The 24,862-nt window shown below is 67.5% G+C and carries 23 protein-coding genes and 2 tRNA genes; 2 read left to right on the top strand and 23 right to left on the bottom strand.

Annotated elements, in window-relative coordinates; genetic code table 11:
* The 21 genes from NON22_RS05885 to tpiA all read right to left on the bottom strand — a co-directional run.
* The coding region (locus NON22_RS05885) for an IF-2-associated domain-containing protein (RefSeq protein ID WP_257386001.1) at positions 1-527 on the bottom strand (527 nt) is incomplete at its 3' end.
* A 58-nt stretch (positions 528-585) separates the two neighbouring features.
* A complete protein-coding gene (gene nusA / locus NON22_RS05880; RefSeq protein WP_257386000.1) occupies positions 586-2,076 on the bottom strand; it encodes a transcription termination factor NusA in 1,491 nt (496 codons plus the stop codon).
* Between the two features lie 40 nt (positions 2,077-2,116).
* Positions 2,117-2,689, bottom strand: a complete 573-nt coding sequence (gene rimP, locus NON22_RS05875; RefSeq protein ID WP_257385999.1) for a ribosome maturation factor RimP — start codon at positions 2,687-2,689, stop codon at positions 2,117-2,119.
* A 189-nt stretch (positions 2,690-2,878) separates the two neighbouring features.
* Positions 2,879-2,955 (bottom strand) — tRNA-Met (locus tag NON22_RS05870).
* Positions 2,956-3,078: 123 nt separating this feature from the next.
* Positions 3,079-4,515, bottom strand: coding sequence for an NADH-quinone oxidoreductase subunit NuoN (gene nuoN, locus NON22_RS05865; RefSeq protein WP_257385998.1), 1,437 nt, complete (start codon positions 4,513-4,515; stop codon positions 3,079-3,081).
* A 10-nt stretch (positions 4,516-4,525) separates the two neighbouring features.
* Positions 4,526-6,082 (bottom strand): NADH-quinone oxidoreductase subunit M, encoded by a 1,557-nt coding sequence (locus NON22_RS05860; protein ID WP_257385997.1) that lies wholly within the window; start codon positions 6,080-6,082, stop codon positions 4,526-4,528.
* A gap of 24 nt (positions 6,083-6,106) precedes the next feature.
* The gene (gene nuoL / locus NON22_RS05855; RefSeq protein ID WP_257385996.1) at positions 6,107-8,176 is read right to left on the bottom strand and encodes an NADH-quinone oxidoreductase subunit L; all 2,070 of its coding nucleotides are present in this window, start codon (positions 8,174-8,176) and stop codon (positions 6,107-6,109) included.
* 7 nt (positions 8,177-8,183) lie between these two features.
* Positions 8,184-8,489: an NADH-quinone oxidoreductase subunit NuoK gene (gene nuoK, locus NON22_RS05850; protein ID WP_257385995.1), complete on the bottom strand. Its 306-nt coding sequence runs from the start codon at positions 8,487-8,489 to the stop codon at positions 8,184-8,186.
* Positions 8,486-9,100 carry an NADH-quinone oxidoreductase subunit J gene (locus NON22_RS05845; RefSeq protein ID WP_257385994.1) on the bottom strand — a complete coding sequence of 205 codons (615 nt, stop codon included), beginning with the start codon at positions 9,098-9,100 and terminating at the stop codon, positions 8,486-8,488. Before NON22_RS05845 ends, nuoK begins: the two co-directional genes overlap by 4 nt.
* 20 nt (positions 9,101-9,120) lie before the next feature.
* Positions 9,121-9,612, bottom strand: a complete 492-nt coding sequence (gene nuoI / locus NON22_RS05840; protein WP_257385993.1) for an NADH-quinone oxidoreductase subunit NuoI — start codon at positions 9,610-9,612, stop codon at positions 9,121-9,123.
* Positions 9,609-10,673, bottom strand: a complete 1,065-nt coding sequence (gene nuoH, locus NON22_RS05835) for an NADH-quinone oxidoreductase subunit NuoH (RefSeq protein ID WP_257385992.1) — start codon at positions 10,671-10,673, stop codon at positions 9,609-9,611. Before nuoH ends, nuoI begins: the two co-directional genes overlap by 4 nt.
* A 4-nt stretch (positions 10,674-10,677) precedes the next feature.
* The gene (nuoG, locus tag NON22_RS05830) at positions 10,678-13,023 is read right to left on the bottom strand and encodes an NADH-quinone oxidoreductase subunit NuoG (protein ID WP_257385991.1); all 2,346 of its coding nucleotides are present in this window, start codon (positions 13,021-13,023) and stop codon (positions 10,678-10,680) included.
* Between the two features lie 13 nt (positions 13,024-13,036).
* Positions 13,037-14,368: an NADH-quinone oxidoreductase subunit NuoF gene (gene nuoF / locus NON22_RS05825; RefSeq protein WP_257385990.1), complete on the bottom strand. Its 1,332-nt coding sequence runs from the start codon at positions 14,366-14,368 to the stop codon at positions 13,037-13,039.
* 8 nt (positions 14,369-14,376) lie between these two features.
* Positions 14,377-14,904: an NADH-quinone oxidoreductase subunit NuoE gene (gene nuoE, locus NON22_RS05820; RefSeq protein WP_257385989.1), complete on the bottom strand. Its 528-nt coding sequence runs from the start codon at positions 14,902-14,904 to the stop codon at positions 14,377-14,379.
* A 16-nt stretch (positions 14,905-14,920) separates the two neighbouring features.
* On the bottom strand, positions 14,921-16,174 hold the full coding sequence (locus NON22_RS05815; protein ID WP_257385988.1) for an NADH-quinone oxidoreductase subunit D: 1,254 nt from the start codon (positions 16,172-16,174) through the stop codon (positions 14,921-14,923).
* Positions 16,175-16,177: 3 nt separating this feature from the next.
* Positions 16,178-16,912 carry an NADH-quinone oxidoreductase subunit C gene (locus NON22_RS05810; RefSeq protein ID WP_257385987.1) on the bottom strand — a complete coding sequence of 245 codons (735 nt, stop codon included), beginning with the start codon at positions 16,910-16,912 and terminating at the stop codon, positions 16,178-16,180.
* A gap of 13 nt (positions 16,913-16,925) precedes the next feature.
* A complete protein-coding gene (locus NON22_RS05805; protein ID WP_257385986.1) occupies positions 16,926-17,480 on the bottom strand; it encodes a NuoB/complex I 20 kDa subunit family protein in 555 nt (184 codons plus the stop codon).
* A complete protein-coding gene (locus NON22_RS05800) occupies positions 17,471-17,827 on the bottom strand; it encodes an NADH-quinone oxidoreductase subunit A (RefSeq protein ID WP_257385985.1) in 357 nt (118 codons plus the stop codon). The genes NON22_RS05805 and NON22_RS05800 overlap by 10 nt, the downstream gene beginning before the upstream one ends.
* An 82-nt stretch (positions 17,828-17,909) precedes the next feature.
* Positions 17,910-17,994: transfer RNA gene (locus NON22_RS05795), tRNA-Leu, on the bottom strand.
* A 12-nt stretch (positions 17,995-18,006) separates the two neighbouring features.
* Complete coding sequence (gene secG, locus NON22_RS05790; RefSeq protein ID WP_257385984.1) at positions 18,007-18,471, bottom strand: preprotein translocase subunit SecG; 465 nt, start codon at positions 18,469-18,471, stop codon at positions 18,007-18,009.
* A 22-nt stretch (positions 18,472-18,493) separates the two neighbouring features.
* The gene (tpiA, locus tag NON22_RS05785) at positions 18,494-19,240 is read right to left on the bottom strand and encodes a triose-phosphate isomerase (protein WP_257385983.1); all 747 of its coding nucleotides are present in this window, start codon (positions 19,238-19,240) and stop codon (positions 18,494-18,496) included.
* A gap of 269 nt (positions 19,241-19,509) precedes the next feature.
* Between tpiA and NON22_RS05780 the strand changes: the two genes are divergently transcribed.
* Together NON22_RS05780 and NON22_RS05775 are read left to right on the top strand one after the other, a co-directional pair.
* Complete coding sequence (locus tag NON22_RS05780; RefSeq protein ID WP_257385982.1) at positions 19,510-20,325, top strand: SDR family NAD(P)-dependent oxidoreductase; 816 nt, start codon at positions 19,510-19,512, stop codon at positions 20,323-20,325.
* Positions 20,322-22,181 carry a glycosyltransferase family protein gene (locus NON22_RS05775; RefSeq protein ID WP_257385980.1) on the top strand — a complete coding sequence of 620 codons (1,860 nt, stop codon included), beginning with the start codon at positions 20,322-20,324 and terminating at the stop codon, positions 22,179-22,181. Before NON22_RS05780 ends, NON22_RS05775 begins: the two co-directional genes overlap by 4 nt.
* Before the next feature lie 124 nt (positions 22,182-22,305).
* Here NON22_RS05775 and NON22_RS05770 read toward each other — a convergent pair whose 3' ends face one another.
* Positions 22,306-23,241 (bottom strand): isopenicillin N synthase family dioxygenase, encoded by a 936-nt coding sequence (locus NON22_RS05770; RefSeq protein WP_257385979.1) that lies wholly within the window; start codon positions 23,239-23,241, stop codon positions 22,306-22,308.
* A 77-nt stretch (positions 23,242-23,318) separates the two neighbouring features.
* A complete protein-coding gene (gene glmM / locus NON22_RS05765; protein WP_257385978.1) occupies positions 23,319-24,671 on the bottom strand; it encodes a phosphoglucosamine mutase in 1,353 nt (450 codons plus the stop codon).
* Positions 24,672-24,862: the final 191 nt, after the last annotated feature.

The raw sequence follows: 24,862 nt of genomic DNA, 5'->3' as shown, positions 1-24,862 counted from the left end.
CGGGCGGCCTGCGCTTCCTCGGCGGCGCGACGGCGCGCTTCCTCGGCGGCGGCCGCAGCGGCAGCCGCGGCGGCGCGGGCTTCTTCCTCGGCGCGGCGCTTTTCCTGCGCGGCGCGCTCGAGCTCCTCGCCCTCGCGCTTGAGCGTCGACTCGCTGAGCTTGCGCAGCGCCTCTTCGCGCTCGCTGTCGACCTTCTGGTCTTCGTCGACCGAGCTGCGCTTGACGTAAGTGCGCTTCTGGCGCACCTCGACGTTGACCGTCTTGCCGCGCGCGGCGCCCTGGTTGACGGTGATCTCGCTGACCGTCTTGCGCTTGAGCGTGATCTGGCGCGGCGCCGCGTCTTCGGCGGCCGCCTCGGTCTTGCCGTGGGTGCGGCGCAGGAAGCCGAGCAGCTTCACCTTCTCGGTGCTGCTGATCACCTGGTCGGCGCTCGTGAACTTCATGCCGGCCTCGGCGAGCTGCGACAGCAGCTTCTCGACCGGCGTGCCCAGTACCTGGGCCAATTGCTTGATGGTGACGTCCGACATATTTCGTTACTCCGTGATCCGCCTGCTGCCCTTACTGCCGCCGCAAAGCTGGGGCGGATTACGTTTCCGCAGCGCGCGCGGCCACGATCAACGCGGCAGCACGGTCCTCGTCCATCCCTTCGATACCGAATTCCATGAGCTCGTCGGTGGCGAGGTCCGCGAGGTTCTCGCGGGTCGCGACACCGTGCTGGGCCAGTGCATAGGCCAGCGATTCGTCCATGCCGTCGACTGCGATGAGGTCGTCGGACGGCTTGTGTTCGTCGATATTCTCTTCCACCGCGAGCGCTTCCGTCAGCAGCGCGTCACGGGCGCGGGCGCGCAGTTCCTCGACGATGTCCTCGTCGAAGCCTTCGACCGCGAGCAGCTCGCCGGTCGGCACGTAGGCGATTTCCTCGACCGTCGAGAAGCCTTCCTGGACCAGGATCGCGGCGATCTCCGCGTCGACTTCCAGGCGCGCCATGAACAGCTGGCGCGCGGACTCCTGCTCGGCCTCGCTCTTGTTGCGCACCTGCGCCTCGGTCATGACGTTGAGCTGCCAGCCCGACAGCTTGCTCGCCAGGCGCACGTTCTGGCCGCCGCGGCCGATCGCCTGGGACAGCTTGTCCTCGGCGACGGCGATATCCATCGAATGCTTGTCTTCGTCGACGATGATCGACTGCACCTCGGCCGGCGCCATCGCGTTGATGACGAACTGGGCCGGGTTGTCGTTCCACAGCACGATGTCGATGCGCTCGCCATTGAGCTCGTTCGACACGGCCTGGACGCGCGAGCCGCGCATGCCGATGCAGGCGCCGATCGGATCGGTGCGCGTATCGGTCGCGAGCACGGCGATCTTGGCGCGGTCGCCGGCGTCGCGCGCGCAGGCCTTGATCTGCACGAGGCCCTGGCCGACTTCCGGCACTTCGAGCTTGAACAGCTCCATCATGAATTCCGGCGCCGTGCGCGAGACGAACAGCTGCGGGCCGCGCGCTTCGGCGCGCACGTCGTAGAGGTAGCCGCGCACGCGGTCGCCGGTACGCACGGTTTCCCGCGGAATGGTCTTGTCGCGGGCGATGTAGGCCTCGGCATTGCCGCCGAGGTCGAGATAGACCGCGCCGCGCTCGACGCGCTTGACCACGCCGGTGATCAGTTCGCCGATGCGGTCGCGGAATGCGTCGACGACCTGGGCGCGCTCGGCCTCGCGCACGCGCTGCACGATGACCTGCTTGGCGGCCTGCGCGGCGATGCGGCCGAATTCGGGGTTTTCGATCTGCTCTTCGACGAAGTCGCCGATCACGGCGCCGGGCTTCTCGTCCTCGGCGTCCATCAGGCGGATCATCCGCTCCGGCGATTCCATGACGATGTCGTCGGGAACGACTTCCCAGCGCCGGAACGTCTCGTAGTCGCCGCTGTGCCGGTTGATCGACACGCGGATGGACACGTCCTGGTCGACGTAGCGCTTCTTCGCCGCCGAAGCCAGCGCCGCTTCCATCGCATCGAAGATGACCGCCTTGTCGACGCCCTTCTCGTTGGCGACCGCGTCGACTACCAGCAACAGTTCTTTGCTCATCGCTTGTCACTCCGACCGGCGTCGTCGACGCCGTCAATGTTCACTTGTTTGGCTTGCGCTCGGGAGCGCCGGGTTTGGCGTTGCCGGCTTTGGAAGCCCCCGGCTTGGACTGCGCGCCGGCCTTGCCGGCCGGCTTCTTTTCGGGCGCCAGGCCCAGCGCGACGTAGTCGGGGACTATGCGCGCCTTCTGCACGTTGTCGTGGGCGACGACGATGTCGACGCCGTCCTGGTCGATCGTGATGCGGTCGCCGTCGACGGCGCGGATCGCGCCCTGCAGGCGGCGGCGGCCCTCGACCGGCAGGTTCAGGCTGACCTTGGCCTTCTCGCCGATGAAGCGCGCGAACTGCGCCGGCGTGAACAGCGGCCGGTCCAGGCCCGGCGAGGATACTTCGAGCGTATAGCGGCCGCTGATCGGATCGTTGACGTCGAGCTGCGCGGAGAGTTCGCGGCTCACCGCTTCGCAGTCGTCGATCGTGATAGGCCGTTCCTGGTGGTCGATATAGATGCGCAGCAGGCTGTTGCCGCGGCTGGGCGCGTACTCGATGCCGAGGCATTCGAGGCCCAGGTCGGCGACTACGGGATTGATCAACTGGATGAGTTCGTCGTCTTTCACGCTGCTTTCTGCACAAACAAAAAATGGGCACTAAGGCCCATTCCATTAGTCCGCCGTTGTCTCGCTTCCCAACATCGGCAACACGCGCATCCTGCGCTGTATCCGGCCTCGACTCCGATCGCAGCTCGTTCGATCGGCCTTGCCGGCTCTAGCAAAAAGGCCACACGAGGTGGCCTTTCGCTTCGAACCTGGTAGCGGGGGCAGGATTTGAACCTGCGACCTTCGGGTTATGAGCCCGACGAGCTGCCAGACTGCTCCACCCCGCATCAGAGAAACGGAACTATACGGATCGTGAGGTGTTTTCGCAAGCCTTACGTAAAAATCTGGGCCAACTTCATTCGACCCGGCGATCCACGACGCACGGGCTCGTCTTCACGACACGCCGGGCCTCAGCGGATGCCGAACGCCTGCGCGCACCAGCCGTACAGCGGACCCCAGGTGAGGCCGAGTACGAGCAATGCAAGGGCATTGACCGACAGCACCGCGCGCATCGGCGCGTCGGCCGGCTTGGCCGGTACGGCGTCGGCGTCCGGATCGTCGAAATACATGACCTTGACGATGCGCAGGTAGTAGTAGATGCCGACGATCGCGAATATGGCGCCGGCGATGGCCAGCCACAAGGTGCCCGGCACGGCAACGGCCTTGAGCACGAGCAGCTTGCCGAAGAAGCCGAACAGCGGCGGCACGCCGGCCAGCGAGAACATGATCAGCGCCATCAGGAACGCGTACCAGGGCGCACGCTGGCTCAGACCCTTGTAGTCGGCGATCTCCTCGGCCTCGAAGCCCGCCCGCGACAGCAGCAGGATGATGCCGAAGGCCGCGGCCGCGGTCAGCGCATAGCTGATCGCGTAGAACATCGCTGCCGCATAGCCCTCGGGCTGGCCGTTGACGAGGCCCAGGAACAGGAAGCCGACGTGGGAGATCGTCGAATACGCCAGCATGCGCTTGAGATTGCTCTGCATGATCGCGGCGATGTTGCCGATCGCGAGCGACAGCACCGCGAGCAGCGCGAGCATCAGCTGCCAGTGGCCGCCGAGACCATCGAGCCCGCCTTCGAGCAGGCGGTAGGCCATGCCGAACGCGGCCAGCTTCGGCGCCGAGCCGATGAACACGGTGACCGCTGTCGGCGCGCCCTGGTAGACGTCGGGCAGCCACATGTGGAACGGCGCCGCGCCGAACTTGAACGCGATGCCGACGACGACGAAGACGACGCCGAACAGCAGCAGGCCGCGCTGGGTGCTGGCTGCGGCGACCGCATGGATCGTGTTGAGGTCGAGCGAGCCGGCGGCGCCGTAGATCATCGACATGCCGTATAGCAGCATGCCCGAAGCCAGCGCGCCGAGCACGAAGTACTTCATCGCGGCTTCGGAAGACAGCGGCGAATCGCGGTTCAGCGCGACCAGCGCGTACGACGACAGCGCGAGCAGCTCCAGGCCGAGGTAGATCATGACGAGGCTGCCGGCCGAAACCAACAGCATCATGCCGAGCACGGCGAACAGGCACAGCACGTAGTACTCGCCGACGAACAGCGAACGGTCGCGCAGATACGGACGCGCGTAGACGAACACGAGCGCGGTCGTCAGCAGCACGAAGACCTTGAGCACCACGGCAACGCCGTCGCGGACGAACATGCCGCCGAACGCGGTCGGTTCGCCGAAATGCTGCAGCACGAGCCAGCCGGTCACGGCCAGCACGACGATGGACAGGTAATGCGTGACGCTGCGCTGGGCCGGCTTCAGGAACAGGTCGAGCAGCAGCAGCGCGCAGATCGCCAGGGTCAGGAACGACTCGGGCAGCAGGGTGAGGATGTCGGTCAGGCTGATCATGGTCGGTCCTTCACGCGCCCTTGCTGATGACGATGTGCTTCACGAGCTCGGCGATCGGCGCATCCATGAGATTGCCCAGCGGCTGCGGCCAGAGGCCGAGCAGCAGTACGGCGGCGGCCAGGGTGGCCAGCACCAGGGTCTCGCGGCCGTTCATGTCCTGGAGTTCGGCGACGTGCTCGTTGGCGACTTCGCCGAAGATCACGCGCTTGACCAGCCACAGGGTGTAGGCCGCGCCGATGATCAGGGTGAACGCGGCCAGCGCGCCGACCAGCGGGTTGTGCTGGAACGCGGCCAGGATGACCCAGAACTCGCCGACGAAGCCGCTGGTGCCCGGCAGGCCGCAGTTGGCCATCGCGAACAGCACGAACAGCGCGGCGAAACGCGGCATCGTGTTCACGACGCCGCCGTAGTCGCGGATCATGCGCGTGTGCATGCGGTCGTAGAGCACGCCGACGCTCGCGAACATCGCGCCCGACACGAAGCCGTGCGAGATCATCTGCACCATCGCGCCCTGGATGCCGACGGCCGCGCCGGTCGCATTGCCGCTGCGCGCGAGCGCGAGCGAGATGAACACGCCGAGCGTGACGAAGCCCATGTGCGCGATCGACGAATAGGCGATCAGCTTCTTCATGTCTTCCTGCACGAGCGCGACGTAGCCGACATAGACGACGGCGATCAGCGACATGGCGATGACGAGCCAGGCGTATTCGAGGCTCGCGTCCGGCACGATCGGCAGCGAGAAGCGGATGAAGCCGTAGCCGCCGATCTTCAGCATGATCGCGGCCAGCACGACCGAACCACCGGTCGGCGCCTCGACATGGGCGTCCGGCAGCCAGGTGTGCACCGGCCACATCGGCACCTTGACCGCGAACGCGATCAGGAACGCGAAGAACAGCCAGGCCTGCTCCTTCGCGCTCAGGCCGACCTTGGCCAGCTCGGCCAGCTCGAACGTGCCGGTCTTGAAATAGAGGTACAGCAGTCCGACCAGCATGAAGATCGAGCCGAAGAACGTGTAGATGAAGAACTTCAGGGTCGCGTAGACGCGCCGCGCGCCGCCCCAGACGCCGATCAGGATGAACATCGGGATCAGCATGCCTTCGAAGAAGACATAGAACAGCAGCGCGTCGAGCGCGCAGAACACGCCGACCATGAGGCCTTCGAGCACGAGCATCGCGGCCATGTACTGCGCGACTTTCTTCTCGACCGAGCCCCAGCCGAGGATCACGACGAGCACGCTCGTGAACGTGGTCAGCAGCACCAGCGCGACGGAGATGCCGTCGACGCCGAGGTGATAGCGCACGTTCAGGGCCTCGATCCAGAGCAGGTTTTCCTGCAGCTGCATGTTCTTGAGCAGGCCGAGATCGGCCGCGCCGCGCGCGATCGAATCGGCGATCGCGTGGTTGAACGCCGACAGCATGGCGAGGCTGACGAGGAAGGTCGCCGCCGCCACCGCGAGGGCGACGCGGCGCGCGAGGTCTGGACGCCTGTCGCCGGCGAGCAGCACCGGAATGGCGCCGAGGATGGGCAGCCAGATCAGCAGGCTAAGCAAAGGCCAGTTTGCAAACATTGTCGTTATTCCCTTTGCGTCTGCTCAGCGCGCCGCCATCCACAGACCGCCGAGCAGCACGATCAGGCCGAGGATCATCGCGAAGGCGTAGTGGTACAGGTAGCCCGACTGCAGCCGGCGCACGCTCGCGGCGATGCGCTGCACGAGCGCGGCCGAACCGTTGACGATGCCGTCGTCGATGACGGCCACGTCGCCGCCGCGCCAGAGGCCGCGGCCGAGCTTGAGACCGCCGCGCGCGAAGATCGCGAAATACAGGTCGTCGATGCCGTACTTGTTCTGCAGCAGGCGGTAGAGCGGCGCGAAGGTCTTCGCGGCGCGGTCGGCGATGGCCTGGTTGAACAGGTAGACGTAGGTCGCGACCGCGAAACCCGCGACGGCGAACCAGAACGGCAATCCCAGCAGGCCGTGCAGCACCATCGCGCCGGGGCCGTGCCATTCGTGGGCGAGCTCGGCCAGCGGACCGCCTTCCTTGACGACGATCGCGCCGGCGAAGAAGTCGCCGAACAGCATCGGGCCTATGGTCAGCCAGCCGATCACGACCGACGGGATCGCGAGCAGGATCAGCGGCAGGGTCACGACCCAGGGCGACTCGTGCGGCGCGTGTTCGAGATGGCCCGGCTCGTGGTGGCCGTGGTCGTCGTCGGCATGCTCGTCGGCATGCTCGTCGTGATGCGCGTCGCGCGCATGGCCGTGCGCGTCGTGGTGCGCGTGCTCGACGACGAAACGCTCCTTGCCATGGTAGGTCAGGTAGATCAGGCGGAAGCTGTACAGCGCGGTCACGAACACGCCGATCAGCACGCACAGGTAGGCGTAGCCCGAGCCGTAGCGGTGCGACTCGTGCACGGCTTCGATGATCGCGTCCTTGGAGAAGAAGCCCGAGAAGCCCGGGAAGCCGGTCAGCGCGAGCGTGCCTATCCAACCTGTGATGAACGTGATCGGCATGTACTTCCGGAGGCCGCCCATGTGGCGCATGTCCTGCTCATGGTGCATCGCGATGATGACCGAGCCGGCGCCGAGGAACAGCAGCGCCTTGAAGAACGCATGCGTCATCAGGTGGAAGATCGCGGCCGAATAGGCCGACACGCCGAGCGCGACGGTCATGTAGCCGAGCTGCGACAGGGTCGAGTAGGCGACGACGCGCTTGACGTCGTTCTGCACGATGCCGATCAGGCCCGTGAACAGCGCCGTCGTCGCACCGACGATCAGCACGAACGACAGCGCGGTCTCCGACAGCTCGTACAGCGGCGACATGCGCGCGACCATGAAGATGCCGGCGGTCACCATCGTCGCCGCGTGGATCAGCGCCGAGATCGGCGTCGGACCTTCCATCGAATCCGGCAGCCAGACGTGCAGCGGCACCTGCGCCGACTTGCCCATCGCACCGATGAACAGCAGCACGCCGATCACGGTGGCGGCCTGCCACGGATGGCCGGCGATGATTTCCAGGGTGCGGCCGGTCAGGGTCGCGTCGGCCGAAGCGAACACGGTCGCGTAGTCGAGCGAGCCGAAGCAGAACAGCACCGCGGCGATGCCGAGCAGGAAGCCGAAGTCGCCGACGCGGTTGACCAGGAACGCCTTCATGTTGGCGAAGATCGCGCTGGGCCGCTTGAACCAGAAGCCGATCAGCAGGTACGAGACCAGGCCGACCGCTTCCCAGCCGAAGAACAGCTGCATGAAGTTGTTGCTCATGACCAGCATGAGCATCGAGAACGTGAACAGCGAGATGTAGCTGAAGAAGCGCTGGTAGCCCGGGTCGTCGCGCATGTAGCCGATCGTGTAGACGTGCACGAGCAGCGACACCGAGGTGACCACGACCATCATGACCGCGGTCAGGCGGTCGACGAGAAAGCCGACATGGGCGCTGAGCTTGCCGACTTCGAACCAGGTGTAGAGGTTCTCGTTGAACACGCCCCAGCCGCCGGTGGACAGCTGGTACAGCGCATAGCAGGAAAGCACGAACGACACGGCGACGCCGGCGATCGTGACCGTATGCGCGCCGGCGCGGCCGACCCGCCGGCCGAACAGGCCCGCGACGATCGCGCCGACCAGCGGCGCGAGGGCGATGACGAGGAGAATGAGCTTGGGCGTGATCATCGGAAGCTTATCCCTTCATCGAATCTATTTCGGCCACATTGATCGTGCTGCGGTTGCGGAACAGCACGACGAGGATGGCCAGACCGATGGCGGACTCCGCCGCGGCGACCGTCAGAATGAAGAACACGAACACCTGGCCCGACGGATCGCCGAGGTAGCGGCTGAACGCGACGAAGTTCATGTTGACGGCGAGCAGCATCAGCTCGATCGCCATCAGCAGCACGATGACGTTCTTGCGGTTGATGAAGATGCCGGCGACCGAGATGCAGAACAGGATCGTGCCCAGCACGATGAAATGCGCGAGCGAGATCATGCGGATTCTCCGGTCGACGGGGCTTCGCTGGCCATCTTGACGACGCGCAGGCGCTCGTCGCGCTGCACCAGCACCTGCTGGCCGGGCTTCTGCGTGCGCACGCCGCTGCGCTTGCGCAGGGTCAGCGCGACCGCGGCGATCAGCGCGACGGTCAGGATCAGCGCGGCGACTTCGAACGGCAGCAGGAACTGGGTGAACAGCGCCTTGCCGAGCCAGCTCGTGTTGCTGCCGGCGGCCAGCGCCGGATTCTCCGGCAGCGGCACCGCCTGCAGCGCGCGCACGCCGATCAGGCTCAGCATCTCGGCGAGCATGACCACGGCGACGACGACGCCGACCGGCAGGAAGCGGATGAAGCCTTCGCGCACCGCCTCCTCTTTGATGTCGAGCATCATGACCACGAACAGGAACAGCACCATCACGGCGCCGACGTAGACCACGATCAGGGCCAGGCCGAGGAACTCGGCCTCGGCCAGGATCCAGATGCTCGCGGCGGTGAAGAAAGTCAGCACGAGGCACAGCGCCGCATGCACCGAGTTCTTCACGGTGATCACGGCCAGCGCGGAAGCGACGAGCACCGCGGCGAAGGCGTAGAACAGTATCTGTTGCGTCATCGGGGCGTTCTCCTGCGCGCTCAGCGATAGGCCGCGTCTTGCGCGCGTGCGGCCGCGATCTGGGCTTCGTAACGATCGCCCAGAGCCAGCAGCTTCTCCTTGGTCAGGATGTTCTCGCCGCGCTTTTCGAAGTGGTATTCGTGGATGTCGGTCTCGACGATGGAGTCGACCGGGCAGGACTCTTCGCAGAAGCCGCAGAAGATGCACTTGAACAGGTCGATCTCGTAGCGCGTCGTGCGGCGCTGGCCGTCGCTGGCGCGCGGCGCCGCGTCGATCGTGATGGCCAGGGCCGGGCAGACCGCCTCGCAGAGCTTGCAGGCGATGCAGCGCTCTTCGCCGTTCGGATAGCGGCGCAGCGCGTGCAGGCCGCGGAAGCGATTCGACTTCGGAATCTTTTCCATTGGGTACTGCATGGTGTACTTCGGCTTGACGAAGTACTTGCCGGTGACCCAGAGGCCCTGCAGCAGTTCGAGCAGGAACAGGCTCTTGATATAGCGGACGACGCGGTTCACGGATTCACTCCCGGGCCGATGGTCACGCCGCCGAAGAAGGCGAGGCAGCCGGCCACGAAGATCCAGGCGATGGTGATCGGGATGAACACCTTCCAGCCCAGACGCATGATCTGGTCGTAGCGGTAGCGCGGGAACGTCGCGCGGAACCAGAGGAACAGGAAGGCCATGCCGAAGGCCTTGGCGAACAGCCACCACCAGCCCGGCGCCGACAGCGGTCCGAGGTGCCAGCCCTGGAACGGCGACAGCCAGCCGCCGAGGAACAGCACCGAGGACAGGAACGCGACCAGGATCATGTTGGCGTATTCGGCCAGGAAGAAGATCGCGAAGGCCGAGCCGGAATATTCGACGTGGAAGCCGGCGACGATTTCCGATTCGCCTTCGGCCACGTCGAACGGCGCGCGGTTGGTTTCGGCGACGCCCGAGATGAAATAGATCACGAACATCGGCGCGAGCGGCAGCCAGAACCACTCGAACAGGCCCTTGCTGCCGGCCTGCGCGTTGACGATGTCGGACAGGTTCAGACTGCCGCAGAGGATCAGCACGCTGACGAGCGCCATGCCCATGGCGATTTCATACGACACGACCTGAGCGGCCGAACGCATCGCGCCGAGGAAGGCGTATTTGGAATTGGACGCCCAGCCTGCGAGGATGATGCCGTAGACGCCGAGCGAGGTCATCGCGAGCAGGTACAGCAGACCCGCGTTCGCGTTCGACCAGGCCATCCTGTTGCCGATCGGCACGACGGCCCAGGCTGCCATGGCCGGCGTCAGTGCGAGCAGCGGCGCGAGATAGAACAGGAAGCGGCTGGCCTTCTCGGGAACCGTGATTTCCTTGAACAGCAGCTTGAACACGTCGGCGAAGGCCTGCGCCAGGCCGAGCGGGCCGATCTGGTTCGGCCCCAGGCGCACGTGCATCCAGCCGATGACCTTGCGTTCCCACCAGACGTACATGGCCACCGAGATGATCAGCGGCAGCAGCGGCAGCAGGATCAGGCCGATGACCAGCGACAGGTTCGGCCAGCTGGCGATGAAGTTGTTGAGCAGCGCGATCAGAGAGTCCATGCGCTTATGCCTTGCTGATGCTGAGTTCGGCGCCGTAAGCCGGCAGCGCTGCGGTCTCGACGTAGGCGGCCTCGATCCACGCGCCGCCGCGCGGTACGTCGTGGGTCACGACGACCGGCAACGTGGCCGTGCCGGCGGCGCCGCTGATCCTGACCATGCTGCCCTGCTCGACGCCGAGCGCCGCCGCATCCTGCGGATTCAGGCCCAGCCCTGCCCCGCTGTTCAGCGGATGCGCCTGCAGCGCGGCAGCGCGGCGCACGACGGCGTCGCTGCGATAGATCGGCACCGTCGCGATGCGCACGAGGCCCTTGGCGTCCTGACGACCGGCGATCTTGGCCTGCACCTGCGGCGCGATCGCCGCAGTGCGCGCGGCCAGCGCGGCGCGCAGTTCGGCCAGTTCGGTGAACTCGAAGCCGGCGGCGCCGAGCTTGCCGCCGAGCGCGCGCAGCACCTTCCAGCCTGGGCGCGCTTCGCCGGGCGCCTTCGCGCCGGCGGCGACGCTCTGCGCATGGCCGTTGAGATTGACGAGGGTCGCGTCGGTCTCGGGCAGCGCGGCGATCGGCAGGATCGCGGTCGCGACGGCCTTCAGCGCATCGCTCGCGAACGCGCTGAACGCTACGACGACGTCGGCCTTGGCCAGCGAGGTCATCGCGAGACCGCCGTCGCCGAAGTCGTACGGCGGTTCGGCGCCGTAGAGCAGGTAACCCTTGCGCGGCAGCGCGAGCATCGTGCGCGCGTCGAGTCCGCCGGCGGCCGGCACGACGCCGTGGCGCGTCAGGCCGAGCGCGTTGGCGCCGAGCGGCACTTCGTTGTAGCCCGAGTCGGTGGCCAGCGCGACGAAGCGCGCGCAGGCGCGCAGCAGCGAGGCCTGCGGATGCATCGCGGCGGCTTCGCCGAGGATCAGCACCGAGCCGGCGGCGTCCTTCAACGACCCGGCCAGCGCACGCGCGGTGTCGTCGGTCGTCGCCGAGGCGAGCAGCGCAGCGAGTTCGGCCGGTGCTTCGCCGCCGAGCTCCAGCGCGGCCTTGGCGAGTTTGACGGCTTCGTCGGCCAGCGCGGCCGGCGCGAGCACGAGCGAGCTCGCGAGCGGATAGTTCAGATCGAACGCAATCGGATTCAGCGCATGCACCTTCGCGCCGCGCTGGGCCGCCTTGCGCACGCGGTGGTTCACGAGCGGCAGTTCGTGACGCAAATTGCTGCCGAGCAGCAGCACGGCGCCGGCCTTCTCGATCGCGTCGAGCGGCGTCGCGAAGCCGAAGCCCGCGGCCGCGTCGCTGAAGTCGAGCTGGCGCAGGCGGTGGTCGATGTGCTTGGAGCCGAGCGCGCGCACGAGCTCGGCCAGCAGGTGGCCTTCCTCGTTCGAGGTCGCCGGATGCACGAGCGCGCCGAGATCATCGCCGCGCACGCTGCCGAGCTTGTCGGCGACGGCGTTCAGCGCCTCGTCCCAGCCCACGGCCGTCCACTCGCCGTTTTTCTTGAGCAGCGGCTGCGTCGCGCGGTCGGCCGCGTAGAGGCCCTGGTGGCTGTAGCGGTCGCGGTCCGACAGCCAGCATTCGTTGACCGCTTCGTTGTCGCGCGGCACGTGGCGCAGCACCTCGCCGCGGCGCGTATGCAGCCAGAGGTTGGAACCCTGCGCGTCGTGATAGCCGACGCTTTCGCGCGCGATGAGCTCCCAGGCGCGGGCCTGGAAGCGGAACGGCTTGTTGGTCAACGCGCCGACCGGGCAGACGTCGATGATGTTGCCGCCGATCTCGCTCTCGATGGTCTTGCCGACGTAGGTGCCGATCTCGAGGTTCTCGCCGCGGTTCATGCCGCCGAGCTCGTAGGTGCCGGCGACTTCGCTGACGAAGCGCACGCAGCGCGTGCACTGGATGCAGCGCGTCATCTCGGTGGCGATCAGCGGGCCGATGTCCTCGTCGGCGACGGCGCGCTTGCGCTCGACGAAGCGGCTGACCGAGCGGCCGTAGCCCATCGAGACGTCCTGCAGCTCGCACTCGCCGCCCTGGTCGCAGATCGGGCAGTCGAGCGGATGGTTGATCAGCAGGAACTCCATGACGTTGCGCTGGGAGTTCAGCGCCTTCTGCGAGCGCGTCAGCACCTTCATGCCTTCCATGACCGGCGTGGCGCAGGCCGGCATCGGCTTGGGCGACTTCTCGACCTCGACGAGGCACATGCGGCAGTTCGCCGCGATCGGCAGCTTGTCGTGGTAGCAGAAACGCGGGATCGGCACGCCGGCCTTGTCGGCGGCATGGATGATCATCGAGCCTTTCGGCGCGGTCATGGCCTTGCCGTCGATCTCGATGTTGACGTGATCCGGCGGCGTGTTCGGGTTGACGGGCTGGGCGCTCATGCGTCGTTCGTCCTCAAGCGGCCTTGCCGGGCTGGTCGTCGACGAGCGAGCGCTTGTTGACGATGAAATATTCGAATTCGTGCCAGAAGTGGCGCAGCATGCCCTGCACCGGCCAGGCCGCGGCTTCGCCGAACGCGCAGATCGTGTGGCCTTCGATCTGGCCGGCGGCCTGCTTGAGCATGGCCAGGTCGGACAGTTCCGCCTTGCCGGCGACGATGCGCGTGAGCATGCGGTACATCCAGCCAGTGCCTTCGCGGCACGGTGTGCACTGGCCGCAGGATTCGGCGTAATAGAAGCGGCTGATGCGCTGACAGGCGCGCACCATGCAGGTCGTGTCGTCCATGACGATGACCGCGCCCGAGCCGAGGCCGGAGCCGGCCTTCTGGATCGAGTCGTAGTCCATCGTGCATTCGAGCATGACCGCCGCCGGCAGCACCGGCATCGACGAGCCGCCCGGGATCACGGCCTTGAGCGTGCGGCCCGGCCGCAGGCCGCCGGCCATCTCCAGCAGGTCCTTGAACGGCGTGCCGAGACGGATCTCGTAGTTGCCGGGCCTGGCCACGTGGCCGGAGACCGAGAAGATCTTCGGGCCGCCGTTGTTCGGCTTGCCGAGGTTGAGGAACCACTCCGCGCCCTTGCGCAGGATGGCCGGCACCGAGGCGTAGGTCTCGGTGTTGTTGATCGTGGTCGGGCGGCCGTAGAGACCGAAGCCGGCCGGGAACGGCGGCTTGAAGCGCGGCTGGCCCTTCTTGCCTTCGAGCGACTCCATCAGCGCGGTTTCCTCGCCGCAGATGTAGGCGCCGGCGCCGAGCGCCGTGTGGATGTCCACGTCGATGCCCGAACCCTGGATGTTCCTGCCGAGCAGGCCCGCGGCATAGGCCTCTTTCAGCGCTTCCTCGAAGTGCTCGAACGGCTCGTGGTGGAACTCGCCGCGCAGGTAGTTGTAGGCGACCGTCGAGCCGGTGCAGTAGCAGGCGATGGCCAGGCCTTCGATGACCGCGTGCGGGTTGAAGCGCAGGATGTCGCGGTCCTTGCAGGTGCCCGGCTCGGATTCGTCCGAATTGCAGAGAATGTACTTCTGGCCCGGCGCCGTGCGCGGCATGAACGACCACTTCAGGCCGGTCGGGAAACCGGCGCCGCCACGGCCGCGCAACGAGGACTTCTTGAGCTCCTCGATCAGCGCCGCCGGATCGGGCTTCTCGGCCAGGATCTTCTTCCAGGCCTGGTAGCCGTCGACCTTCAGATAATTGTCGTAAGCCCAGGGCTTGTCGAAATGCAGGGTCGTGTAGACGACCTGGTGTTCCTGCGGGGCCGGACCGACCGGACCGGTCGAATGCGATGCCATGGGCTGCCTCACTTCAGGCCGTCGAGAATCTGGTCCACCTTCTCGGTGGTCAGGTTCTCGTGGTAGTGGCCGTTGACGACCATCATCGGCGCGCCGCAGCAGGCGGCCAGGCATTCTTCCTCTTTCTTGAGGTAGACGCGGCCGTCGGCGGTGGATTCGCCGAGCTTGACGCCGAGCTTCTTCTCGCAGTGGCGCACGACGTCTTCGGCGCCGTTGAGCCAGCACGAGATGTTGGTGCAGATCGCGACGTTGTTGCGGCCGACCGGCGAGGTCTCGAACATCGAGTAGAAGCTCGCGACCTCGTAGGCCCAGACCGGCGGCAGGTCGAGGTACTTCGCAACGGCCGTGGTCAGCTCGTCGGTGAGGTAGCCGCCGTGCTGTTCCTGCGCGGCCATGAGTCCCTGGATCAGCGCCGAGCGCTTGCGGTCCGGCGGGAATTTCGCGACCCAGTGGTCGATGTGATGGCGCGTCTTCTCGGTCAGCGCGACGAGCGGGTCTACGTCCTTGACCTGGTTGTAAGTGCCAGAGGCTTTCATGGTGTGCTCCCGTCGCTCAGCGGTCGATTTCGCCGAACACGACGTCGTAGGTGCCGATCATCGCGACGACGTCGGGCAGCATGTGGCCGCGCACGATCTCGTCCATCGAGGACAGGTGGGCGAAGCCCGGCGCGCGCACTTTGAGGCGGAACGGCTTGTTCGCGCCGTCGGAGACCAGATAGATGCCGAACTCGCCCTTGGGCGCCTCGACCGCGCTGTAGGTCTCGCCGGCCGGCACGCAATAGCCTTCGGTGAACAGCTTGAAGTGATGGATCAGCGCTTCCATGTCGTCCTTCATCTCCTCGCGGGACGGCGGAGCGACCTTGTAGTTCTGCACCATGACCGGGCCCGGGTTGGCCTTCAGCCACTTCACGCACTGCTCGATGATGCGGTTGGACTGGCGCATCTCCTCGACACGGACCAGATAGCGGTCGTAGCAGTCGCCCTTGGTGCCCAGCGGAATGTCGAAGTCGACGTCCGCATAGGCCGCGTACGGCTGCTTCTTGCGCAGGTCCCAGGCGATGCCCGAGCCGCGCAGCATGGGGCCGGACATGCCCCAGGCATGGGCCTGTTCCGGCGTGACCACGCCGATGCCGACGGTGCGCTGCTTCCAGATGCGGTTGTCGGTCAGCAGGGTCTCGTATTCGTCGACCTTGCCGTAGAAGTCCTTGCAGAACGCTTCGAGGAAGTCGAGCAGCGAGCCCTCGCGCCATTCGTTCAGGCGCTTGAGGTCGCCGCCCTTGTGCCAGCGCGACTCTCGGTACTGCGGCATGCGGTCCGGCAGGTCGCGGTAGACGCCGCCCGGGCGGTAGTAGGTCGCGTGCATGCGCGCGCCCGACACGGCCTCGTAGCAGTCCATGAGCTCTTCGCGCTCGCGGAACGCATAGAGGAACACGGCCATCGCGCCGAGATCGAGCGCGTTGGAACCGATCCACATCAGGTGGTTCAGGATGCGCGTGATCTCGTCGAACATCGTGCGGATGTACTGCGCGCGGACCGGCGCCTCGATGCCGACGAGCTTTTCGATCGCGCGCACATAGGCATGCTCGTTGCACATCATCGACACGTAGTCGAGACGGTCCATGTAGCCGATCGACTGGTTGAACGGCTTGGACTCGGCGAGTTTCTCGGTGCCGCGATGCAGCAGACCGACGTGCGGGTCGGCGCGCATGATGGTCTCGCCGTCCATCTCGAGCACGAGGCGCAGCACGCCGTGGGCCGCCGGATGCTGCGGGCCGAAGTTGATCGTGTAGTTGCGGATTTCCTGCATGGCTTACTTCCCCGCGGCCGCACGGTTGGTGGCTTCGGCCTGGGCCTGTTCGTAACGCGAGTCGTCGCGGATCACGCGCGGGACGAGCACGCGCGGGTCGATGCTGACGGGCTCGTAGATCACGCGCTGCTTCTCCGCGTCGTAGCGCACTTCGACGTTGCCGATCAGCGGGAAGTCCTTGCGGAACGGATGGCCGACGAATCCGTAGTCGGTCAGGATGCGGCGCAGATCCGGATGGCCTTCGAAGACGATGCCGTAGAGGTCGAACGCTTCGCGCTCGAACCAGTTCACGCCGGGATACAGCGCGGTCAGCGACGGCATGATCGGCAGCGCGTCGTCGACGCAATAGGCGCGCACGCGCAGGCGGCGGTTGTGGGTCAGCGACAGCAGGTGCACGACGACGGCGAAGCGCTTTTCGTGCGGCGTCACGCGCGGACGCTCGGACCAGCGGAAGCGGCCCGGCCCCTGGCCTTCGACGCCGCGCGAAAAGCCCTGGCTGGACACGTCGGTCGTGTCCCATTCGGTCTGGCCGTAGCTCAGGTAGTCCACGCCGCAGACGTCGACGGCCTGCTCGAAGCGGAACTGCGCTTCGTCGCGCAGCGCCTGGAACACGGCGAGCCAGTTCTGCGGCAAAAGGTCCAGCGTGGTTTCGCCGCGGCGCTCGGTGGCGGCAACGGCGTCGGCGCCGAAGCGCGCGGTGAGGCGCTGCGCCAGCGTGTCAGGCAGGTTCTCGCTCATGCGGGGAATTCCGTTAGCGCGCGATGGTGTTGGTGCGACGGATCTTCTTCTGCAGCTGCAGGATGCCGTAGACCAGCGCTTCGGCCGTCGGCGGACAGCCCGGCACGTAGACGTCGACCGGCACGATGCGATCGCAACCGCGCACCACCGCGTAGGAATAGTGGTAATAGCCGCCGCCGTTCGCGCAGGAGCCCATGGAGATGACCCATTTCGGGTCGGGCATCTGGTCGTAGACCTTGCGCAGCGCCGGCGCCATCTTGTTGACGAGGGTGCCGGCCACGATCATGACGTCGGACTGGCGCGGACTCGGGCGGAACACGACGCCGTAGCGGTCGAGATCCAGGCGCGCGGCGCCGGCATGCATCATCTCGACGGCACAGCAGGCCAGGCCGAAGGTCATCGGCCACATCGAGCCGGTGCGCGCCCAGTTGACGAGCGCGTCGACCGAAGTGATCGCGAAGCCGCGCTCGATCAGCGGGTTGTCGCCGTCGGGGCGCAGGATGTCGTCGACGGTGGAAACCGGCACCGGGTTGTGCATGACCCGGCTGAGGCTGTCGGTCATTCCCATTCGAGGGCTCCCTTCTTCCAGACGTAGACGAAGCCGACGACGAGCAGGGCCAGGAACAGGCCCATTTCGATCAACGCGATCAGGCCGATCTGCTTGAACACGACCGCCCACGGAAACAGGAAGGCCATTTCCAGATCGAAGATGATGAACAGGATCGCGATCAGGTAGTAGCGCACGTCGAACTTCATGCGCGCGTCTTCGAAGGCTTCGAAGCCGCATTCGTAAGCGGATCGCTTCTGGGTGTCCGGACGACGCGGCCCGAGGACGGTGCCTACCGCCAGCAGGACGAGGCCCAGGCCGGTGGCGACGACGAGAAACAGGAAGATGGGCCAATATTCGGCAAGCACGAGTCCGCGAACCTCCGCATCGGCTGGCGATGCATCAGCGGCCGCGCGCGTTGTGCTGAATCCCGCACGACCGTAACTAGATTGGTGCCCAAAGGGGGACTCGAACCCCCACGACCGAAGTCGCTACCACCTCAAGGTAGTGCGTCTACCAATTCCGCCATCTGGGCATTGTGTTCCAACTAGTTCTTCTTCGACTCGTCCGCCTTGGCTTCGGTCTTGCCGTCGCCGTTGCCGGCGTTGGCAGGAGTAGCGGGCTGGGGCGCCGCGGGCACTTCGGTGGTCGCCGGGGCCGGTACCGACGCCTGTGGTACTTCGCCGGCAGGCGGAGCGGCCTCAGGAGCTTTCGCGGGAGCGGCGGGCACTTCGTTGCCGGACATGAGACCCAGGTCGGACTGCGGCTTGGGAGCCATGCCGCCGCCGAGGTACATGCCCATGCCCAGACTGAGCAGGAAGAACAAACTGGCCAGGACCGCCGTGGCACGCGACAGGAAGTTCGCCGAACCGCGCGCGCCGAACACCGTCGCCGACGCGCCCGAGCCGAAGCCCGAACCCGCGTCTGCGCCGGCGCCGCGCTGCAGCAGGATCAGCGCCACCATCGCCACTGCGATCAAGATGTAAAACACGTTGAAGATCGTAAGCAGCATCTCGACTCAGCCTGTCGGGCGCTCAGCGCGCCGCCCCGCAAATCTTTAGGAAGTCATCGGCGACCAGTGAAGCCCCGCCGATCAGCCCGCCGTCCACGTCGGCCTGAGCGAACAGCTCGGCGGCGTTGGACGCCTTCACACTGCCGCCATAAAGGATGCGCAGCGAGTTGGCGAGCATAACATCATGAACAGCGATTTGGCTACGGATAAACGCGTGCACCGCCTGCGCCTGTTCCGCGCTGGCCGTGCGGCCCGTGCCGATCGCCCAGACCGGCTCGTAGGCGACCACGGCATCGGCGAACGCGGCGGCGCCGCAGGCCTCGACGATCGCGGCGATCTGCGCGCCGACGACGGCCTCGGTCCGGCCGGCCTCGCGCTGTTCCAGGGTCTCGCCGACGCAGAGCACCGGGATCAGGCTAGCGGCCTGGGCCTGGGCGAACTTGGCCGCGACGCGCGCGTCGCTCTCGGCGTGGTACTGGCGGCGCTCGGAATGACCGACCAGGGCGTAGCGGCAGCCCACGTCGCGGGCCATGTTCGCGGCGACCTCGCCGGTATACGCGCCCTGGGTGTGTTCGCTGACGTCCTGCACGCCGAAGCCGATCGCCGCGCCCGAATGCGCGGCAGCCAGTCCGGCCACGTAGACGAAGGGCGGGAACACCGCGACCTCGACGTCGCCGGGCAGGCCGGCCAGGACGGCGCGCACGAGCTCCGCCGCGCTAGCGGCACTGCCGTGCATCTTCCAGTTCCCGGCGACGAGTTTGCGACGCATGCGATCCGAACCCACGAAAGGGCGCGCAGGATAGCGACGCCGTCGCAGCCGTGCAATGCGCCGCTGCGGCCGGCCCGGCACTCGCGTCGAATTGCCGCGACGCGACGGCGCTGGCGCGCAGGAATCGCCCCGCCGCGTGCGCTTGGCGCGACGCCGGCCGTTACGGCTCCGCGCTGCCGGCCGCGCGCGAGGCGCATGCCCGTCGCCCCCTTGACTCGCCGGGGTCTCTGACCGCAAAAGCCAACTCCCCATCCGCTCCGAGGTCACGCATGTCCACCACCTCAACCCGCTGGGCTCTGGTCACCGGCGCATCGGCCGGCATAGGCGCGGCCATCGCGCGCGAGCTGGCCGCGCGCGGCCACGATCTCGTGCTGACGGCGCGACGCGAAGACCGCCTCGCCGCGCTCGCCGAGGAGTTGCGCGGCCGCTACGGACGGCGTGTGGAAACGATACGCGCCGATCTGGCCGAGCCCGAGGCCAGCGCCGCGCTCTGCGCCGAGATCGAGCGCCGCGGCATCGCGATCGACGTGCTGATCAACAACGCCGGCTACGGCGTCGCCGGACACTATCTCGCGCAGCCCTGGAAGGTGCATGCGGACTTCCTGCAGGTGCTCGTCACGGCGCCCTGCGAGCTCGCCTATCGCCTGCTGCCGGGCATGCAGCAGCGCGGCTACGGCCGCATCGCGAACATCGCCTCGCTGGCCGGGCACGTGCCGGGATCGGCCGGGCATACGATGTATGCGGCGTCCAAGGCCTTCCTGATCAAGTTCTCCCAGTCGCTCGGTCTCGAGAACCGCGAGCGCGGCGTCAAGGTCTGCGCGATCTGCCCGGGCTTCACGTGGTCGGAATTCCACGACGTGGTCGGCTCTCGCGAACAGGTCTCGCGCATGCCGAAATGGCTGTGGATGACCGCCGAGGACGTCGCACGCGAAGGCCTCGACGCGCTGGAGCGCGGCGAGATCGTCTACGTGACCGGCCGCGTCAACCGCACGATCAAGGCACTGGTCAAGCTGTTGCCCGACCGCTTCGCGCTGAATCTCGTCCAGCGCCGCTCCAAGGACTTCCGCGTGCAGGATCCGCATTGACCGCGCAGTCCGCCGCGCCGCCGGCGACTGCCGCGGCCGCGCCCGTCTGGCACTGGGCACTGCTGTGCGGCCTGGTGCTGCTGCAGGCCTGGACGGCCGCGGGCATGGCCGGTACGCCCGACACCTTGCGCGACATGTATTTCGCGCAGCAGCTGGCCCGCGGCGAACACTGGCCGCTGGCCGGCCCGGTCATCTACAACACCCTGCATCTCGGGCCGCTCTGGTACTACCTGCTCGGCGCGGCGATGTGGCTGCTGCCGCATCCGCTGACCGTGCCGGTGCTGACCGCGGCACTGGCCGGACTGAAGTATCCGCTGGCCTACGTGATCGGCCGGCGCTACGGCGGCGCGCGTCTGGGCCTGCTGTTCGCGCTAGCGTTCTTCGCGCCCGGCTGGTCCTCTTTCATCCTCGCGGCGATGACGCACACGACCGTCGTCGAGACGGCCGTGCTGTTCGGACTCTGGTGCACGCTGCACTACCGCGACGCCCCGTCCGCACCGCGCGCGCTGCTGCTCGGCCTCGGCGGCACGGTCATGTTCCATGCGCATCCGACCACCTTGCTGCTCGGGTGCCTGCTCGTGGTTTATGCACTGGCTGCGGCGCCGACGTTCGCCGTGCGCCTGCGCGATGCGGCGCTGATCGCGGCCGTCGGCCTGGCCAGCCTCGCGCCGATGCTGATCGAGCAGCTGCAGGGCGGCTTCGCCGACCTCGGCACGATAACGAACTATGCCAACCGCGATCCGGCGCTGCCGGCGCTGTCGCGTCTCGGCGCGCTGCTGCTGAGCGTCGCCGGCTACGGCGCGGAATACACCTTGCGCTACTGGCTGGAGCTGCCGGCCGTCACGCGACGCGCGGCGATGCTGCTGCATCTGCTCGCGCTGACGGCCTGCGCCGTGCTCGCCCTGAGCGCGCCGCAGCGCGAGCGCCGGCGCATCGCCGCGACCATGCTCGTGCTGCTGCCGCTGCAGTCGCTGTTCGTGCTCGCGCTGCGGCCGATCACGCCGTACTGGATGGTCTTCGCCCACCTGCCGCTGGTCGCCGTGCTCGTCGCGCTCGGCCTGGACCGCGCCTGCGATCTGGGCCGCGCGGCACGCGCGGCGGTGGCCGCACTCGCGACGTCCTGGTGCGCGTGGTCGATCGCGATCCACGTCTCGCTGTCGCATCCGCCCGAGCAGGCCCTCGTCGCCGTCGCCGATCCGGCCCGGCACGGCCTCATGAACGTGACCTACCGGCTGACCAAGGGCGAGCGGCACACCATCCTGCTACTGGCACTGAACGACCGCTATGCGATCACCGCGCCGCTGTGCGAGCCGGCGACCCTGTACGCGCACTACGCCGAGTTCATCGACCAGTCGCTCGGCGTCGGCCTGCTCGCGCGCTGCGGCCGCAAGGATCAGATCCGGATCGGCGGGCCGCCGGCGGGCCGCGCGCTGATCGGCCTGCGCGACCATGCCTGGCGCGACATCGGCGCGGAACCGCAGCAGCGTATCGCCCATCTCGGCTACAGCGCGATCAGCGGCGTGCTGCAGGCCGGCACGCCGTCGCCGCCGGCCGTGGCCGGCATGTTCCCGGCGCATCCGGACCTGCCGGTCGCGCCGCAGGACTTCGTCGTCGAAGGCAGCAGCGCGCCGGGCGAATTCGTCGCCGTCGCGCATCGCGCGGCATTCCATGAACCGTTCGGGGTCGCTCTCGCGGCGGCTGACGGTGCGCCCATGCCGGCGCTGTATCGCGACCACATGACGGCGATTTTCCGCGCGCCGTCCGGCACGACCGGACCCGTGCGCTGGGAAATCCGCGTGCACGCGACACCGGCCCACGTCGACGTCGTCAGCTTTGCCGACGCGAAGACGCGGTAGTTGCGGCGAGCGCGGGGGACCCGGATGAAGAAAACCCCAGGCCGAATGCGTCGACCTGGGGTCTTCGATGCGGGCGGACCTCGACGTTGCGGTTAGCGGCGCTCGCCGCAATCCGCGCCGGTCGTTACGCGAGCTTGATCTCGCGCAGGCGCTCGAGCAGGTATTCGTGCGAGGTGATCGAGGTCGAATAGCGGCTCGGGTTGTCCGGCGTGATGCACGACGCGAGCGGGTCGAGCACGACGTCGGGATTCGGATGCAGGAAGAACGGCACCGAATAGCGCGGCTGGCGCGCGAGATCGCCGGGCGGGTTGACCACGCGGTGCGTCGTCGACGGATAGACGTGGTTGGTCAGGCGCTGCAGCATGTCGCCGATGTTGACGACGATGGTGTCGGCGTCCGACGTGAACGGCACCCACTCGCCCGTGCGCGACTTCACTTCGAGACCCGCGGCGCTCGCGCCGACGAGCAACGTGATGAAGTTGATGTCCTCGTGCGCGCCGGCGCGCACGTTCGGCACGTCGGGTGTCGTGATCGGCGGATAGTGGATCGGACGCAGGATGGAGTTGCCGAAATCGGTCTTGTCCTCGAAGAAGTTCTCGGGCAGATCGATGTGCAGGGCCAGCGCGCGCAGCACGCGCGTGCCGAGCTGGTCGAGCGCCGTGTACAGGCCGTAGCCGTAGTCGCGGAAGCCGGCGATCTCGACCGGCCACAGGTTCGGCGGCATCACGTCGGCGAAGCGCGAATCACGCGGGATCTCGCGGCCGATGTGCCAGAACTCCTTGAGATCGGGATATTTGGAATCCTTGGCCGTCTCCACGCCGAACGGCGTATAGCCGCGCGCGCCGCCGGTGCCGGCCAGGTGGTACTGCATCTTGGTTTCGGTCGGCAGCGCGAAGAACGCGCGGAAGCGCTCGTAGGCGCCGTCGATCAGCTCCTTGCTGATGCCGTGGCCGCGGATGCCGGCGAAGCCCCATTCGCGATAGGCGGCGCCGAGCTCGGCGACGAACGCGTCGCGGTCGGTGTCGTAGCGGCGGATGTCGAGGGTGGGAATGGCGGACATGGAAGATTCCTGCGGAGTGGACACGACGGCGCGGGCGCCGCTGCGGGTGCGCCGCCGCCGCGGCGGCGCAGGCCAGGTCAGGCGAGCTCTGTGGCCGCGGATTCTACGGCGCGCGCGAGGCGGCGGGCCAGCGCGTCGACCAGGGCGGCGTCGGCGGCCTCGATGGTCACGCGGATCAGGGGCTCGGTGCCGGAGGCGCGCAGCACCAGGCGGCCGAGCCCGTCGAGTTCGCGCTCGACCGCGGCGCGCTCGGCCAGTACGGCCGGGTGTTCGAGCAGTCCGGCGGACTTGGCCACGCGCACGTTGTGCGTGATCTGCGGCAGGCGCTCCCAGCCCGTGCGCCATTCGGCCAGGCGGCGGCCGCTGCGCACGAGCACGTCGAGGACCTGCAGCGCGCTGACGATGCCGTCGCCGGTCGACGCGCTGTCGAGGCAGAGGATGTGGCCCGAGGTCTCGCCGCCGAGGACGCCGGCGGTTTCCTTGAGCGCCTGCATCACGTGGCGGTCGCCGACCTTGGCGCGCAGGAAGCCGATGCCGGCCGCGGCGAACGCGCGCTCGAGGCCGTAGTTCGTCATCAGGGTGCCTACGACCGGACCGAGCAGGCGGCCGCTGCGCTGCCAGTCCGTCGCGAGCACGTAGAGGATGTCGTCGCCGTCGACGAGACTGCCGCGGTGGTCGACGAACTGCACGCGGTCGCCGTCGCCGTCGAACGCGATGCCGAGGTCGGCGCCCTGCTCCACGACGGCGCGCTGCAGCGCGGCCGGATGGGTGGAGCCGCAGTCGCGGTTGATGTTGAGTCCGTCGGGCTGGGTGCCGATCGTGCTGACCTGCGCGCCGAGCTCGCTGAACAGTTTCGGCGCGACCTGGTAGGTCGCGCCGTGGGCGCAGTCGACGACGAGCTTCAGGCCGCGCAGGCTGGATTCGGCCGGAAACGTCGAATTGCAGAATTCCGCATAGCGCGTCGCCGCGTCGCTGACGCGCGCGGCCTTGCCGATGTGCTCGGAAGCGACCGTCGTGAACGGCGCCTCTAGCTCGCGTTCGATGGCCGCCTCGACCTCGTCGGCGAGCTTCTCGCCGGCCGCGGAGAAGAACTTGATGCCGTTGTCGTGGTGCGGATTGTGCGAGGCGCTGATCACGATGCCGGCGCTCGCGCGCAGGCTGCGCGTCAGGTAGGCGACGGCCGGCGTCGGCATCGGTCCGAGCAGGCGCACGTTGGCGCCGGCGGCGACGAGACCGGCCTCCAGCGCCGACTCGAACATGTAGCCGGAAATGCGCGTGTCCTTGCCGATCACGACGGTCGCCACGCCGTCGGCGCCGGTCAGCACCGTGCCGGCCGCGCGGCCGAGCTTGAGCATGAACTCCGCCGTGATGGGCCATTGGCCGACCTGACCGCGGATGCCGTCCGTGCCGAAGTACTTGCGCTTGCTCATGCGGATTTCTGTCGCGAAAGGGCCGGCAAGCATAGCGTGGGCGCCGCAGCGGCGCTCGCGGGCGGCGATCCGGCCCCGAACGGCGCGGTTACTCAGTCGTCCTCGTCCCAGCGCACCTTGCCGGCCGCGGCCGGACGGCGCGTGCCGGCCGGGGCGGCCACGGCCGCGAGGACGCGCAGCGCGTCGGCCGT

The sequence above is a fragment of the Tahibacter caeni genome, from assembly GCF_024609805.1.
Taxonomy (GTDB): Bacteria; Pseudomonadota; Gammaproteobacteria; order Xanthomonadales; family Rhodanobacteraceae; genus Tahibacter; species Tahibacter caeni.
The sequence above is the reverse complement of the archived record's forward strand: the minus strand, read 5'-3'. Positions and strand labels throughout refer to the sequence as shown.

Bases quoted from the DNA above. Each gene is read 5' to 3' on its own strand.
- nuoK (WP_257385995.1), bottom strand. From the start codon at position 8,489: ATGATCTCGCTCGCGCATTTCATCGTGCTGGGCACGATCCTGTTCTGC.
- tpiA (WP_257385983.1), bottom strand. From the start codon at position 19,240: ATGCGTCGCAAACTCGTCGCCGGGAACTGGAAGATGCACGGCAGTGCC.
- nuoG (WP_257385991.1), bottom strand. From the start codon at position 13,023: ATGAGCGCCCAGCCCGTCAACCCGAACACGCCGCCGGATCACGTCAAC.
- NON22_RS05845 (WP_257385994.1), bottom strand. From the start codon at position 9,100: ATGACGCAACAGATACTGTTCTACGCCTTCGCCGCGGTGCTCGTCGCT.
- nuoE (WP_257385989.1), bottom strand. From the start codon at position 14,904: ATGAAAGCCTCTGGCACTTACAACCAGGTCAAGGACGTAGACCCGCTC.
- NON22_RS05780 (WP_257385982.1), top strand. From the start codon at position 19,510: ATGTCCACCACCTCAACCCGCTGGGCTCTGGTCACCGGCGCATCGGCC.
- NON22_RS05770 (WP_257385979.1), bottom strand. From the start codon at position 23,241: ATGTCCGCCATTCCCACCCTCGACATCCGCCGCTACGACACCGACCGC.
- nusA (WP_257386000.1), bottom strand. From the start codon at position 2,076: ATGAGCAAAGAACTGTTGCTGGTAGTCGACGCGGTCGCCAACGAGAAG.
- secG (WP_257385984.1), bottom strand. From the start codon at position 18,471: ATGCTGCTTACGATCTTCAACGTGTTTTACATCTTGATCGCAGTGGCG.
- NON22_RS05805 (WP_257385986.1), bottom strand. From the start codon at position 17,480: ATGGGAATGACCGACAGCCTCAGCCGGGTCATGCACAACCCGGTGCCG.
- nuoN (WP_257385998.1), bottom strand. From the start codon at position 4,515: ATGATCAGCCTGACCGACATCCTCACCCTGCTGCCCGAGTCGTTCCTG.
- NON22_RS05810 (WP_257385987.1), bottom strand. From the start codon at position 16,912: ATGAGCGAGAACCTGCCTGACACGCTGGCGCAGCGCCTCACCGCGCGC.
- nuoL (WP_257385996.1), bottom strand. From the start codon at position 8,176: ATGATCACGCCCAAGCTCATTCTCCTCGTCATCGCCCTCGCGCCGCTG.
- nuoF (WP_257385990.1), bottom strand. From the start codon at position 14,368: ATGGCATCGCATTCGACCGGTCCGGTCGGTCCGGCCCCGCAGGAACAC.
- NON22_RS05815 (WP_257385988.1), bottom strand. From the start codon at position 16,174: ATGCAGGAAATCCGCAACTACACGATCAACTTCGGCCCGCAGCATCCG.
- glmM (WP_257385978.1), bottom strand. From the start codon at position 24,671: ATGAGCAAGCGCAAGTACTTCGGCACGGACGGCATCCGCGGTCAGGTC.
- nuoH (WP_257385992.1), bottom strand. From the start codon at position 10,673: ATGGACTCTCTGATCGCGCTGCTCAACAACTTCATCGCCAGCTGGCCG.
- NON22_RS05860 (WP_257385997.1), bottom strand. From the start codon at position 6,082: ATGTTTGCAAACTGGCCTTTGCTTAGCCTGCTGATCTGGCTGCCCATC.